This window comes from Bradyrhizobium daqingense, assembly GCF_021044685.1.
In the GTDB taxonomy this organism is placed as follows: domain Bacteria; phylum Pseudomonadota; class Alphaproteobacteria; order Rhizobiales; family Xanthobacteraceae; genus Bradyrhizobium; species Bradyrhizobium daqingense.
The window spans coordinates 4,956,178-4,969,648 of the sequence record NZ_CP088014.1 but is presented as its reverse complement, the minus strand read 5'-3'; the positions used below and the strand labels follow the sequence as shown (position 1 = coordinate 4,969,648).

Genomic DNA, 13,471 nt, shown 5'->3' with positions numbered 1-13,471 from the left:
CAATTAGGCCGTCCGGACTCATCCGACCGGCGCGGGAGTGCCGATGTCGAAAAGTTCTGCCCAATATTCGCAGTACCCCCAACATCATCCTCACGACCACGGACGGGCCTTCCAGCGCCGCGCAGCTGCTCCGGCGGCGGCAGTCGCTATACCCCTTCCTGCGACGGACGACGCCTACACCATCGTCCATGCCGGCAAGCAGGTCCGCTTCGGGCCCGTGGTGTTCTGGATCGTGGTCGGCACGGTCGTGCTGCTCGGCCTGTGGTCGATCGCGACCGCCACCTATTTCGCCTTCCGCGACGACGTCCTGACCCGCCTGGTCGCCCGTCAGGCCGAGATGCAATACGCCTATGAAGACCGCATCGCCGAGCTGCGCGCCAGGGTCGACCGCGCCACCAGCCGGCAGCTGCTCGACCAGGAACAGTTCGACCAGAAGCTCGATCAGATCATGAAGCGCCAGACGGCGCTGGAGTCCCGGGCGACGGCGCTCGGCGCCATGCCTGACGTGACCGGCTCGATCCCGCGCCCGGCACAGCAGCGCAGCGACGCCAACCAGACGCAGGGCACGCCGAAGCCGTCACCCATCAGCGACACCGTGATCTTCGTGGCGCCCCCCGACCGCGAAGCGCGGCTCGAATCGCGCGCGCCGACCGTCGCAGCGCCTCCGACCAGCCAATTCGCCAAGAACCAGGGCTTCGACAATGTCCTGGTGCGGCTCACGACCTCGCTCGACCAGGTCGAGCGGCGCCAGATGGCGACGCTCAACGCGGTCGAGGAAGGCATGGATTCGCGCATGCGCCGGATGCGCGGCGTCGTCAGCGATCTCGGCCTCAACCTCGCCCATCTCGAATCCGCCGTCCCGCGCAGCGCGATGGGCGGGCCGTTCGTTCCCGTCAAGCTGACGGCCAATGCCGGCCCCTTCGAGAAGCAGCTCAACCGCATCAACGTCACCCGCGCCGAGCTCGACCGTCTCAATCGCACGCTGGCGCTGGTGCCCTATCGCAAGCCCGTCATCGGCGAGGTCGAGTTCACCTCCGGCTTCGGCGTGCGCAGCGATCCCTTCCTCGGCAGGCCCGCGATGCATACCGGGCTCGACTTCCGCGCCGCCACCGGCGATCCCGTCCGCGTCACGGCCTACGGCAAGGTGGTCTCGGCCGGCTGGTCCGGCGGCTACGGCCGCTTGGTCGAGGTCGATCACGGCAACGGGCTTTCGACCCGCTATGGCCATCTCTCCGAGATCAACGTCAAAGTCGGCGAGGTCGTGAAGATCGGCCAGGTGATCGGTCTTGTCGGTTCGACCGGCCGCTCCACGGGCCCGCATCTGCACTACGAGACCCGCATCGAGGGCGAAGCCGTCGATCCGCAGAAATTCCTGCGCGCCGGCGTGCGGCTCAGCGCGGGCTAGCGCCAGCGCAACTCCGCCAGCGAAAAACGCGCGGGCTCGAATTTACGTGCCGCGTCGCAGCGGATTCAGAAGGCGCCCATCGATCACCAATAGCGCGCTGCCGATGACGATCGCGCCCACGATCTCACGCATGGAGATCGGTTCGCCCAACACCAGCCATCCCAGAAGGATGGCAGTGACGGGAATGAGCAGCGTCACCAGCATGACATTGCTCGCGCCCGAGCGCCGCACGATCTGAAAGAAAACGATGTAGGCGAGCGCGGTCGAGAGCGCGGCGAGGCCAAGCACGGCGAGCCAGGTCTCAGGGCCTGGCATCGATAGCCGCCATGGCTGCTCCACCACGCCGGCGACGGCCACCATGACCACGGACGACACCATCAATTGAAACGTCGCCGTGCCCAGCGGCGCGGCGTCCTTCAACCGCCGCGCCGCCAACGCAGCAAAGCCATAGCTCAATGCGCCGCCAAGGCAGAGCAGGATGCCGAGCCCCTGCCCGGGCCTCGTCTCGAAACCCCATCCGCGCAGAAGGATCACGCCGGCAAGGCCCAGCGCCACCCCGGCCATGCGGCGGACCTGTACGGGCTCCTCACCCGCTGCGATCATCACCACCACCGTGAACATTGGCGTGGTCGCGTTCAGGATCGACGCCAGCCCGCTCGGAATGAACGTCTGGCCGATCGCGATGAGCGAGAACGGGATGACGTTGTTAAGCAGACCGATCGCGACGAACGGCGTCCAACCTGCCATGCCCTTGGGAAAGCCGATCCTCTGCAAGCGAAGCAACGGCACGAGAATGGCCGCGCCCAGCGCGACGCGCAGGAACACCAGCGTCAGCGGCGGCAATTCCCGCAGAGCTGCACCATTGAAAAAGAACGAGCCGCCCCAGAGGATCGAGAGCACCGCGAGCAGCGACCAGTCGCGCGCATCGATCCGGTTGTCGTTCGGGGCCATGGCGTCTCACCTCGACCCATCGTTTAGGATGGTGCTGAGCACCCTGCCACCCGATTTCCGAGAGCGCGGCATGTCAGGACGACGCGGGCTCGGTCCCCTCGCGTTTTCGCGCGTCGCCGATGATATCGGCAACAACAGCCCCGATCACCAATGCGCCGCCGATGAGCGCGTGGACGGCGGGCACCTCCCGAAACGCAACCCAGACCCAGAACGGCATCAACGGCGTTTCCAGCGTCGCGATCAGGGACGCCTGCCCCGACGGCAGCAGACGCGAGCCGAGCATGTAGAACGTCAGGCCGAGCGCAACTTGGAGGCAGCCGAACATGGCAAGGATCACAAGGCCGTTGCCACCGACTTGAGCGATGTCGTGAGCGAACGGAAGACTGACGAGGCTTCCTATGAAATTTGACAATGCCGCCGCCGCGACCATCGAGGTCTGCCGGTGGCGCCGGACCACGACCGTCATGGAGGAGATGGCGAGCACCATCACGCAGCTCAGCGCCACACCGCCGAGATCGGCACCGGCGGCCACACCGCCAACGGTGATGACCACACCGGCAAAGGCGATGAGGCTCGCAACCAGCGTGCGCCACGTCGCAGCCTCGCCGAGCCACAGCCACCAGGGCGGCCGCGACGAAGGGCTGCGCCGCAATCAGCACCGCCACGTTCATCACGCTCGTCATCTGCAGCGCCGGAATGAACGTAACCATTCCCACCGCGGACAAGGATGCGACCAGTAAGCCGTCGCGGCTCGGCATGACCACTTGCCACAATGCGGCACGGCCCTGCATCACGACAAGAATGAGGGTGATCAGGCTGCCGGCGAACAGTCCGCGCCAGAACAGGATGGTCCAGGGATCGAACGGCAGTAGCCGGGTGAAGAACGGCGCGGTGCTCCAGGCAATCGCGGCAGCGACGACGAGGGCAATGCCGAGACCGCGTTCCGAACGAGGCTGCCCCATGTCAATGCGCCTACAAGGACGGCTTCTTCGGCTGCGACACCAGCTCGATCATCCTGCCCTCGTCCTCGTCAGGCATCGCCGCCTTCGCCTGAGCGTAGGCCTCGACCGCTGCGCGCGCGACCAGCGGCTTGTCGGCGAGCAGGCTCTCGGCAAGCCTCACCGCATAGGCGGCATCCTTGTGCCGGAGCGCCGCCGTGAAGGTCGCGCCGCTGAAATCGCGCGCGACCATGCGCTTGGAGTGGCGCGCTACTTGCGGACTCGCGGCCACGCCCGCCTGGATCGACTCCAGCACCAGCTTCATATCGAGCCCGGCCTGCTCGGCGATCGCGAGGCCCTCGGCAAGGCCCGCGATCTGGATCGCACCCAGGAGATTGTTGATGAGCTTGTAGACGGTGCCGGCGCCGACCGGGCCGAAATGGCGGATGGTCGAGCCGATCGGTTCGAGAAAAGGCCGCGCGCGTTCGAGATCAGCGGCATCGGCGCCGGCAAGCAGCGTCAACTTCCCGGCCGCTGCCGCGTCAGGCAATCCGGTCACGGGGCAGTCGATGTAGATCAGCCCGCGCGCATTGAGCTCGCGGCCCATCTCGCGGGCGTGGTCATAGGAGACGGTGGAGCATTCGATCGCGATGGTGCCAGCCTTGGCGGTCTTGGCCGCGCCGGTCGGCCCGAGCCATACCGCGCGCGAGGCCTCGTCGTCGGCAACCATGGTCACGACCGCGTCGGCATCGATCGCGGCATCCTCCGGCGAGGTCGTCCAAAGCGCGCCGCGTGCGATCAGATCTTCCGCCTTGGCCTTGCTACGATTCCAGACCGTCACCGTGAAGCCGGCATCGAGGTAGCGGCCGGCCATCCCGTGGCCCATCCGCCCAAGCCCGATGAAGGCGATGCGCGGCATGATCAGTCCACGTCCTCGATATCGCCGGTCGTGGTGCCGAAGGCGCGCTGCGCCAGCGTCGCGGCCATGAACTCGTCGAGATCGCCGCCGAGCACGCCCGAGGTGTCGGAGGTCTGCACGCCAGTGCGCAGATCCTTCACCATCTGATAGGGTTGGAGAACGTAGGAGCGGATTTGGTGACCCCAGCCGATATCGGTCTTGGCGGCCTGGTCGGCGGCCGCCTTCTCCTCGCGCTTCTTCAGCTCGATCTCGTAGAGCCGCGCACGCAACATGTCCCAGGCCTGCGCCCGGTTCTTGTGCTGGGAGCGGCCGGCCTGGCAGACCACGGCAACGCCGGTCGGAATGTGCGTCAGGCGCACAGCGGATTCGGTCTTGTTGACGTGCTGACCGCCGGCGCCGCCCGAGCGCATGGTGTCGACGCGGACGTCGGATTCCTTGATATCGATCTTGATGCTGTCGTCGATGACGGGGAACACCTGCACGCTCGAGAACGAGGTGTGCCGCCGCGCGTTGGAATCGAACGGCGAGATGCGCACGAGGCGATGCACGCCGGCTTCGGTCTTCAGCCAGCCATAGGCGTTATGGCCGGAGACCTGGATCGTCGCCGACTTGATGCCGGCTTCTTCGCCCTCGGACTCTTCGAGGTACTCGACCTTGAAACCATGCGTCTCGGCCCAGCGCGTGTACATGCGCAGCAGCATCTGCGCCCAGTCCTGGCTCTCGGTGCCGCCGGCGCCGGCATGGACTTCGAGATAGGAATCGAAGCGATCGGCCTCGCCCGACAGCAGCGCCTCGAGCTCGCGCCGCGCCACCTCTTTCTTGAGGTTCTTCAGCGCGACTTCGGCCTCGGCGACGACACCTTCATCGCCCTCGGCCTCGCCGAGCTCGATCATGCCAATGTCGTCTTCGAGCTCCTGCTCGACCTTGCCGATGCCCGACAGCGAATCCTCGAGCGAGGTGCGCTCCTGCATCAGCTTCTGGGCTTTCTGGGGATCGTTCCAGAGGTTGGGATCTTCTGCGAGCTTGTTCAGCTCAGCGAGGCGCGCCGTCGATTTCTCGACGTCAAAGATGCCTCCTCAGCAGCCCGACTGACTGCTTGATCTCTTCTACCAACCGTTCGATTTCGGCGCGCATGTCGTTCTCTGATCTCGCGGAATCCCGCGTGCAATTCGAGATGGGATGTAGCGGCGACGGCTCGAAAGCGCAACCGGCCCCCCCTCCCCGTATCAGGCGTTATCCATTACCACAGCCCGCCGGTGCCCGGCCGCATGAGGAAGCCGGAATCCGGCTGCTGCTGCGCCGACATTCCGCCGCGTGCGTCGGCGTCGGCAACGCCGATCACCGAATAATTATCCGGCGGCGCCGTGCCCGGCTTGAAGGCTTCGAGGATGGTTCCGCCGGTCTCGCCGGGGCCGGCACGCATGCCGGTCTTGGCGGCGACGCGCACGAGCTTGATGCCGGCCGGCACTTTGAACGGAACCGCCGGCTTGTCGGCGAGCGCGAGCTTGAGGAAGTCACGCACGATCGGCGCAGCGAGATGGCCGCCGGTCGCAGCATTGCCCTTTCCGAGCGGGCGCGGCTTGTCATAGCCCATGTAGACCGCGACCGCGATATCAGGGGAGAAGCCGACGAACCAGGCGTCCTTGGCCTCGTTAGTGGTGCCGGTCTTGCCGGCGACCGGCTTGCCGACCTCCTTGATCACCGTGGCCGTACCGGACTGCACCACGCCTTCCATCAGCTCGGTGATCTGATAGGCAGTCATGGGATCGAGCACCTGCTCGCGGCGGTCGATCAGCTGCGGCTCGGGCTGGTTCTTCCAGCCGCCCGGGGCGTCGCAGCCGCGGCATTCGCGCTGGTCGTGCTTGAAGATGGTGTGGCCGTAGCGGTCCTGGATGCGGTCGATCAAGGTCGGCTTCACCCGGCGGCCGCCATTGGCGAGCATCGAATAGGCCGTGACCATGCGCATCGCCGTCGTCTCGCCGGCGCCGAGCGCGTAGGAGAGATAATTCGGCAGCTCATCATAGACGCCGAACCGGCGTGAATATTCGCCGATCAGCGGCATGCCGATGTCCTGCGCCAGGCGCACCGTCACGGTATTCAGCGATTGCCGCAGCGCGTTGCGCAGTGTCACCGGTCCCTGGAACTTGCCCGAGGAGAAGTTTTCAGGCCGCCACACGCCGGCGCCCTGGCCCTGGTCGATTTCGATCGGCGCGTCGAGCACGACGGTCGACGGCGTATAGCCGTTGTCGAGCGCGGCCGAATAGACGATCGGCTTGAACGACGAACCCGGCTGCCGATAGGCCTGCGTGGCGCGATTGAACTGGCTCTGGTCGAAGGAGAAACCGCCGACCATCGCGAGCACGCGGCCGGTCCAGGGATCCATCGCCACCATCGCTCCGGAGACTTCCGGGATCTGGCGGAGGCGGTACTGGCCTTCGACGGGATGACCGTCCTTGTAGAGTGGGTCGGCATAGATGACATCGCCGGGCTGAAGCACCTGCGACACCGCCGTCGGCGTCTTGCCCCTTGTGCCGCCCTGCAGGGCCCGCGCCCAACGCACGCCGTCGACCGTGACGATGCCGGTCTCGCGCTGCTTGCTCACCGCGCCGCCGAGCTCGCGGCCCGGCTGGAAGCCGATGCGCGCCGACTGATCACTGGTTTCCAGCACCACGGCCATGCGCCATGGCGAGATGTCGGAGAGCGACTTGATCTCGGCGAGCTTCACGCCCCAATCGCCCGAAATGTCGAGCTTGCTCATGGCGCCGCGATAGCCCTGCTGCTCGTCATAATTCACGAGGCCGGCCACCATCGCCTTTCGCGCCATGACCTGGATCTTCGGATCGAGTGTGGTGCGGACGGACAGGCCGCCTTCATACAGCTTCTTCTCGCCATAGCGTTCGAAGATGTCGCGGCGGACTTCCTCGGCGAAATATTCGCCGGCGAAGGTGTGGGCGCCGTTGGACCGGCTGGTGACGGCGAGCGGCTCCTTGCGCGCCTTGTCGGCATCGGCCTGCTTGACCCAGCCGTTCTCCACCAGACGATCGATCACGTAATTGCGGCGCTCGATGGCGCGGTCGCGGTTGCGCACCGGATGCAGGGTCGCGGGCATCTTCGGCAGGGCGGCCAGATAGGACGCTTCCGCCACCGTCAGCTCGTTCACCGACTTGTCGAAATAGACCAGCGACGCCGCCGCAATGCCGTAGGCGCCGAGGCCGAGATAGATCTCGTTCAGATACAGCTCGAGGATCTTGTCCTTCGAGTAGGTCTTCTCGATGCGCATCGCCAGCAAGGCTTCCTTGATCTTGCGCGCGAAGGAGACCTCGTTGGTCAGAAGGAAGTTCTTGGCGACCTGCTGGGTAATGGTCGAGGCGCCCTGCGGACGCCGGTTCGAGCCGTAGTTCTGGATGTAGACCAGACCTGCGCGCGCCATGCCGGTGTAGTCGATGCCGCCATGCTCGTAGAAATTCTTGTCCTCGGCCGCGAGAAACGCGTTGATCACGAGCTTGGGCACGGCCTGGATCGGCAGATACAGCCGCCGCTCCTTGGCGTATTCGCCGACTAGCGATCCGTCCACCGCATGGACGCGCGTCATCACCGGCGGCTCGTAATCCTGAAGCTGAGAGTAGTCCGGCAAGTCCTTGGAGAAATGCCAGATCAGGCCTGCCACGGCCCCGACACCGACAAGGAACACCACTGTTCCCGCGGCGAACAGGAAGCCCATGAACCGCACCAGCAAGCGCATTATGTGTTTATCCGTTCAAACTCTGGATCAGCCCAGTATCAGCCCAGTATCGGCTCCTTGGCACCCAAAGGGAGCCAACCTTCGTCGTGAACGCCCAAGCCTACGCAATCACATCAGGGCCGGAGTTTAGACGTTTGCCGCGCGGGATTCTCGATCGATTCCGGAAGCCCCTGCGACATTTTTATAGAGCGCCCGCTGTGGCCAAACTAGGGCTTTTGCGGCAGCACGGAAAAACCCTTTTAGTTCGAAGATCCCCGGGGCGCCCACGCCCAATTAGACGGTCCCGGATCGTCAAATCGACGATCCCCGGGTCGTCAATTTGACGATCCAGCCGTGGCCATCCGCTTGGTCAGAAACGCGTCGATGGCCTGGGCCATCGAGCCGACGGCGCGGGACCGCCACCCCTCGGAAACCAGATGCTCGAGATCCGCCTTGTTGGAGACGTAGCCGATCTCGACCAGGACCGAAGGCACGTCGGGCGCCTTCAGCACCCGGAAGCCGGCCGATTTCAGGGGATGCTTGTGCATCCGCACCGTCGCCTTCATTTCCCCCATCAAAAGGCGGGCGAAACGGTTTGAAAAGGTGCGGGTTTCCCGCTGCGTGAGGTCGATCAGGATGTCGGCGACGTCGGTCGGCTCCTCCGCGAGGTTGAAGCCCGCGATCGCGTCCGCCCGGTTTTCGGCGTCCGCCAGCCGCTGGGCCTCGGCATCCGACGCCTTGTCGGAGAGCGTATAGATGGTGGCGCCCTGCGCGTCGCCCTCGGCCCGCGGCAGCGCATCGGCATGAATCGAGACGAGCAAGGCGGCCTTGAGATTGCGCGCGATCTTGGTGCGGTCGTTGAGAGGGATGAAGGTGTCGTCATCCCGCGTCATGACCACCCGGAACTTGCCGCCCTTCTCCAGCCTGTCGCGGAGCGCCAGGCCAAAGGCCAGCACGAGGTTCTTCTCGCTCTCGCCGCTCGACTGCGTGCCGTTGTCGATACCGCCATGGCCGGGATCGATCACAACCACCGGGCGGCCATCGGCCTTCTGCTGCGGGGTGTCAGGGGGTGCGGTAGAGGGAACCGTGGCAGGCGCCTCGGCGATCGCGGGCCGCAACTCGGGACGGTTCTCGGCGGCGAGCGATGGCGCGAAGGCGGTGCGGTCGACCTCTTCCAGCTCGAGCACGAGCCGGGCCGGCTGGCCATTGGCAGCCTCGACCACGTAGGACTTGGCGATCTTGGCCGGCCCGGTCAGGTCAAACACGATTCGCGAGCCGCCGGGCATGACCAGACCGTAGCGGAAGGCCTTGACCAGGCCCCGCCCCGCGCTCCCCGTCCCGGTGGGCAGCTGAAAATTGACCTGCGGCACGTCCACGACCACGCGATAAGGGTCGGCGAGCGTGATCGCGCGGAAGGTGACGGCCTGATCGATGTCGAGGATGAAGCGGGTCTGCTTGCCGTCGCCGGCCAGCCGGGCTGCCGAGGCGATTGGAAAATTCGCTGCCGCAACAGTGGGTTGCGGCTGGCTTTCCGCCGCACTCAGGCGGGACGAGTCGGCGCATGCCAATGCTGCAGCGCACAGCAGCACGCATCCCAGCAAGACCCTTTGATTTGTGCGGCTCGCCACCGATTCCGTGCCTCCGAGCGGCCCTTTTTAACGCAATAGAACTACAGGGTTAAACGATCCTTAATGGCAGATGCGCGAAACTCGCTGACTGTGACCGCCGTGCGACGCTCCCTTGCACGGTTGGCTCATTCCTCGTATGTACGGATTGCTGACGGCCGATATTCCCGGTTGTGTCGCATTCAGCCTTCCGGTGCATCGCCGGAGCTCCCAAGGTTTGGGAATTCCAGCGTTTTCCGTTCCTCTCCAAGACCAGCGCGGTGCGCGGCAACGAGATGGAGCGGGTCAAGCTCCGGCGGCGGACGGTCCTGGGTTACCAATCACGTCACCCGGGCGGTTCTGACAGCGACGTAACCCAATACCCGGCCCCTTGATCCCAAGGGGGCGGTTCGTGACCCCCAAGGCGAGCGCGCTCGCGCCATGCCTGGCCAGCAGCAACTGATTGAGGGGCGGCCTCGCCGCCCAATGTTTCATACGGGCCGACGCTTGATGCGCCAGACTGTGCCGACGAATTCTGAAGGACCATTCGCGACGCTGCGGAGTGAAAATCCCGCGCGCCGCCATGGTCCTGAAGCTTCCGGTTCGGCAAGGCGCGAGAGATGGCGTTTCGGCCTTCCCCTCACCCCCGAATCAGGTGGACCGTCGCGTCACCCGGCGGCGCGATACGCGCCCACGGTGAATCGCGCCCGCCGCCGCCAAGAGTTAAGACATGCCCAACAAGATGTTGATCGATGCCACCCACCCGGAAGAGACCCGGGTCGTCGTGGTCCGTGGCAATCGCGTCGAAGAGTTTGATTTCGAGACCGCGCAACGCAAGCAACTGCGCGGGAATATCTACCTCGCCAAGGTCACGAGGGTCGAACCCTCGCTCCAGGCCGCCTTCGTCGAATATGGCGGCAACCGCCACGGCTTCCTCGCCTTCAGCGAAATCCATCCCGACTACTACCAGATCCCCGTCGCCGACCGGCAGGCGCTGATCGAGGCCGAGGAACAGGCCCATCGCGAGGCCGAGGAAGAGAGCGAGAACCGCTCCCACGGCCGCCGCCGTTCGCGCCACCGCAACGCCCGCCGCCGCGGCCATGGCGAGCGCGTGCGCAGCGACATCGTCGAGGGCCTCGACGCGGGTGCCGATCCCGCGGCTCAGCCGGTCGAGGGCGGGGCCCTGGCGGCACAGGCCGAGGGCGCTTTGCACGAAGGCGAGCACTTGCACGCCGATGCCGAGCATCACGGCGAGCATGAGGGCCACGATCACCACGACCATGGTGATCATGATCACGGCGATCGTCAGCCCCATGATGAGGTTCACGATCACGCCCACGATCACCATGATGATCACGATCACCATGGCGAGCACGATCATCACGACCATGATCGTGCCGATGAGACGCCCGCGCCTGTCGCGGCCGTCGGCGCCGAGCCCGTGGTCGCGACCGAGTCCGCTTCAGAGCCGCAGCAGGCTGTCGCCTCCGAAGAGCATGCGGAGCCTTTGGCCGAAGCCGTGACCTCCGCGGCCGAGCCGGCCGATGCCGTTTACGCAGAGGCCGTGTACGGCGCCGAAGCGCCGCTCGCCGAAACCGCGGAAGCGGCGGGCGAAGACGAGGAAGAGGATGACGAGGACGGCGAGGACGCCGAAGAGGAGCTCGTCGAATCCGTCGGTGGCGACGACGTGCTGGAGGAAGTGCCCGAGCGCACCTTCCGCCCCCGCCGCCAGTACAAGATCCAGGAAGTCATCAAGCGCCGCCAGGTGATGCTGGTGCAGGTCGTCAAGGAAGAGCGCGGCAACAAGGGCGCCGCGCTGACGACCTATCTGTCGCTCGCCGGCCGCTACGCCGTCCTGATGCCCAACACCGCCCGCGGCGGCGGCATCAGCCGCAAGATCACCAGCGCCCAGGATCGTTCGCGCCTGAAGGAAGTGGTGCAGGATCTCGACGTGCCCGAGGGCATGGGCATCATCCTGCGCACCGCCGGCGCCTCCCGCACCAAGCCCGAGATCAAGCGCGACTTCGAATATCTGATCCGGATGTGGGAGACGGTGCGCGACCTCACACTGAAGTCGCAGGCTCCGACCCTCGTCTACGAGGAAGGCTCGCTGATCAAGCGCTCGCTGCGCGACCTCTACAACAAGGAGATCGACGAGATCCAGGTGGCCGGCGAAGCCGGCTACCGCGAAGCGCGTGACTTCATGAAGATGCTGATGCCCGCCAATGTCAGCGCGGTGAAGCAATATCGCGACGGCCAGCCGCTGTTCTCACGCATGGGCGTCGAGAGCCAGCTGGACGCGATGTTCTCGCCGACGGTGCAGCTGCGCTCAGGCGGCTATGTCGTGATCAACCAGACCGAGGCGCTGGTCTCGATCGACGTCAACTCGGGACGATCGACCCGCGAGCACCACATCGAGGACACCGCGCTCAAGACCAATCTGGAAGCGGCCGAAGAGGTCGCCCGCCAGCTTCGCTTGCGCGACCTCGCCGGCCTGATCGTCATCGACTTCATCGACATGGACGAGAAGCGCAACAACCGCGCGGTCGAGCGCAAGCTGTCCGATTGCCTGAGGCAGGATCGCGCGCGCATCCAGGTCGGCCGCATCTCGCATTTCGGCCTGCTCGAGATGTCGCGCCAGCGCATCCGCGCCAGCGTGCTGGAGTCCTCGACCGATCCCTGCCCGCATTGCGGGGGCACCGGCCACGTCCGTTCGGTCTCCTCGGTTGCACTCCAGCTGCTGCGCGGCCTCGAAGAGATCCTGATGAAGGGCGCGACCCATAATCTCGTGGTCCGCACCCGCACCGACGTCGCTCTGTACGTGCTGAACCACAAGCGCGGTCATCTGCGCGACCTCGAGAACAGCTTCAAGGTCACGCTGTCGGTCATCGCCGATGCCAGCGTCAGCGGCCCGCAGGCCTATGTGATCGACCGCGGCGAGCAGGTGCATACGCTGGAAGCTGCCAAGGCGTTGCTCGTGGCGCAGGCGGCCGCGAGCCCGCCGCCGATCGTCGAAGAAGCTTACGAGGACGAGGAATTCGATTCCGAGCTCGAATCGGAGGTCGAGACGGAGGAGACCGAAGGTCTCGCCGAAGATCAGGCCGCTGGCGATGCCGGTGCCGAGCAGGACGGTCAGCGCCGCAAGCGTCGCCGCCGCCGGCGCGGCCGCGGTGGCCAACGCGACGGCGAGTTGCGCGAGGACAGTTCGCCGACGCTGCCCGAGGTCGCCGTCGCCGCCAGCGAAAGCGACGAGGAAGCAGAGGCCGAGCAGGACGGCGAGGAAGGCGAGGACCAGGCCGCCCGTGGCGAGCAGCAGGGCAGCGGTGACCGCCGCCGCCGGCGTGGTCGCCGCGGCGGACGCCGTCGGCGCGGTGGCGCCGAGGAAGGTCTTGCCGGCTCCATCGGCGACGAGCTCGGCGTCAATCAGCCCTCGGAAGCTGCCGAGGCGGTTGCCGATTTCGACAGCCCCGGCAACGAGGCAGCGCCCTCGATTGCGCAGGCCGAGCGCACCCCCGAGCCGCAGGCCGCACAGCCTGAACCGCGCGCCGATTCGCCGGCCGAGGTGCTGGCCCAGCCGGAGCCGGCTCCTGTCGCTACGACCGTGGCGCCGGAAGAGGAGCCCGCCGACGACAAGGCCGCACGCCGCCGCTCCACGGTCCGCGAAAAGGTGAGCTTCCTGCTCAACAGCCAGCCCGAGCCCGTGACGCCGGTTGCGCAGGCGACCGAACCGGTTGCGGCTCCCGTGCCGGCAGCTGAACCCGCACCGGAAGCGGCCGACGAAACGCCGCCCGCCCCGCGCCGTGCCGGTTGGTGGTCGCGCCGCTTCGGCGGCGGCGAATAACGCCGAACATCCAACGCAGAACGCCCGGCACAGCCGGGCGTTTTTGATTCGGCGCGATCCCTGCTCGCACGACGGCTGCATCAGTGCGCTGT

General features: G+C 66.1%; 9 protein-coding genes and 1 pseudogene. 2 read left to right on the top strand and 8 right to left on the bottom strand.

Features of this window, described 5'->3' with window-relative positions:
• Nucleotides 1-43: 43 nt before the first annotated feature.
• The gene (locus tag LPJ38_RS23460; protein ID WP_208750532.1) at nucleotides 44-1,405 is read left to right on the top strand and encodes a M23 family metallopeptidase; all 1,362 of its coding nucleotides are present in this window, start codon (nucleotides 44-46) and stop codon (nucleotides 1,403-1,405) included.
• Between the two features lie 42 nt (nucleotides 1,406-1,447).
• Here the strand turns inward: LPJ38_RS23460 and LPJ38_RS23455 are convergent, their stop codons facing one another.
• The 8 genes and pseudogenes from LPJ38_RS23455 to LPJ38_RS37985 all read right to left on the bottom strand — a co-directional run bounded on the left by LPJ38_RS23455 (nucleotide 1,448) and on the right by LPJ38_RS37985 (nucleotide 10,928).
• Entirely contained in the window at nucleotides 1,448-2,356 is a 909-nt protein-coding gene (locus tag LPJ38_RS23455) for a DMT family transporter (protein ID WP_145631365.1), read from the bottom strand.
• A 73-nt stretch (nucleotides 2,357-2,429) separates the two neighbouring features.
• Nucleotides 2,430-3,008: a DMT family transporter gene (locus LPJ38_RS23450; protein ID WP_231088382.1), complete on the bottom strand. Its 579-nt coding sequence runs from the start codon at nucleotides 3,006-3,008 to the stop codon at nucleotides 2,430-2,432.
• 28 nt (nucleotides 3,009-3,036) lie between these two features.
• Nucleotides 3,037-3,318: pseudogene (locus tag LPJ38_RS23445) on the bottom strand (DMT family transporter); the annotation flags it as partial.
• A 10-nt stretch (nucleotides 3,319-3,328) separates the two neighbouring features.
• Entirely contained in the window at nucleotides 3,329-4,213 is an 885-nt protein-coding gene (locus LPJ38_RS23440; RefSeq protein WP_145631368.1) for an NAD(P)-dependent oxidoreductase, read from the bottom strand.
• A gap of 2 nt (nucleotides 4,214-4,215) precedes the next feature.
• A protein-coding gene (gene prfB / locus LPJ38_RS23435) for a peptide chain release factor 2 (RefSeq protein ID WP_145631370.1) occupies nucleotides 4,216-5,347 on the bottom strand; the annotation gives its coding sequence in 2 pieces (ribosomal slippage) (nucleotides 4,216-5,277 and nucleotides 5,279-5,347; 1,131 coding nt in all).
• Between the two features lie 106 nt (nucleotides 5,348-5,453).
• Nucleotides 5,454-7,955: a penicillin-binding protein 1A gene (locus LPJ38_RS23430; protein ID WP_145631374.1), complete on the bottom strand. Its 2,502-nt coding sequence runs from the start codon at nucleotides 7,953-7,955 to the stop codon at nucleotides 5,454-5,456.
• A gap of 314 nt (nucleotides 7,956-8,269) precedes the next feature.
• Nucleotides 8,270-9,562 (bottom strand): N-acetylmuramoyl-L-alanine amidase, encoded by a 1,293-nt coding sequence (locus LPJ38_RS23425; RefSeq protein ID WP_145631377.1) that lies wholly within the window; start codon nucleotides 9,560-9,562, stop codon nucleotides 8,270-8,272.
• Between the two features lie 616 nt (nucleotides 9,563-10,178).
• Complete coding sequence (locus LPJ38_RS37985; RefSeq protein ID WP_283811463.1) at nucleotides 10,179-10,928, bottom strand: hypothetical protein; 750 nt, start codon at nucleotides 10,926-10,928, stop codon at nucleotides 10,179-10,181.
• A gap of 51 nt (nucleotides 10,929-10,979) precedes the next feature.
• Here LPJ38_RS37985 and LPJ38_RS23420 point away from each other — a divergent pair, with 51 nt between their 5' ends.
• The gene (locus LPJ38_RS23420; RefSeq protein WP_283811464.1) at nucleotides 10,980-13,379 is read left to right on the top strand and encodes an Rne/Rng family ribonuclease; all 2,400 of its coding nucleotides are present in this window, start codon (nucleotides 10,980-10,982) and stop codon (nucleotides 13,377-13,379) included.
• Nucleotides 13,380-13,471: the final 92 nt, after the last annotated feature.

Excerpts from the sequence above, each read along its gene's own strand:
- LPJ38_RS23460 (WP_208750532.1), top strand. The coding sequence starts at position 44 with ATGTCGAAAAGTTCTGCCCAATATTCGCAGTACCCCCAACATCATCCT.
- LPJ38_RS23455 (WP_145631365.1), bottom strand. The coding sequence starts at position 2,356 with ATGGCCCCGAACGACAACCGGATCGATGCGCGCGACTGGTCGCTGCTC.
- LPJ38_RS23440 (WP_145631368.1), bottom strand. The coding sequence starts at position 4,213 with ATGCCGCGCATCGCCTTCATCGGGCTTGGGCGGATGGGCCACGGGATG.
- LPJ38_RS23430 (WP_145631374.1), bottom strand. The coding sequence starts at position 7,955 with ATGCGCTTGCTGGTGCGGTTCATGGGCTTCCTGTTCGCCGCGGGAACA.
- LPJ38_RS37985 (WP_283811463.1), bottom strand. The coding sequence starts at position 10,928 with ATGGTCGTGATGATCGTGCTCGCCATGGTGATCGTGATCATCATGGTG.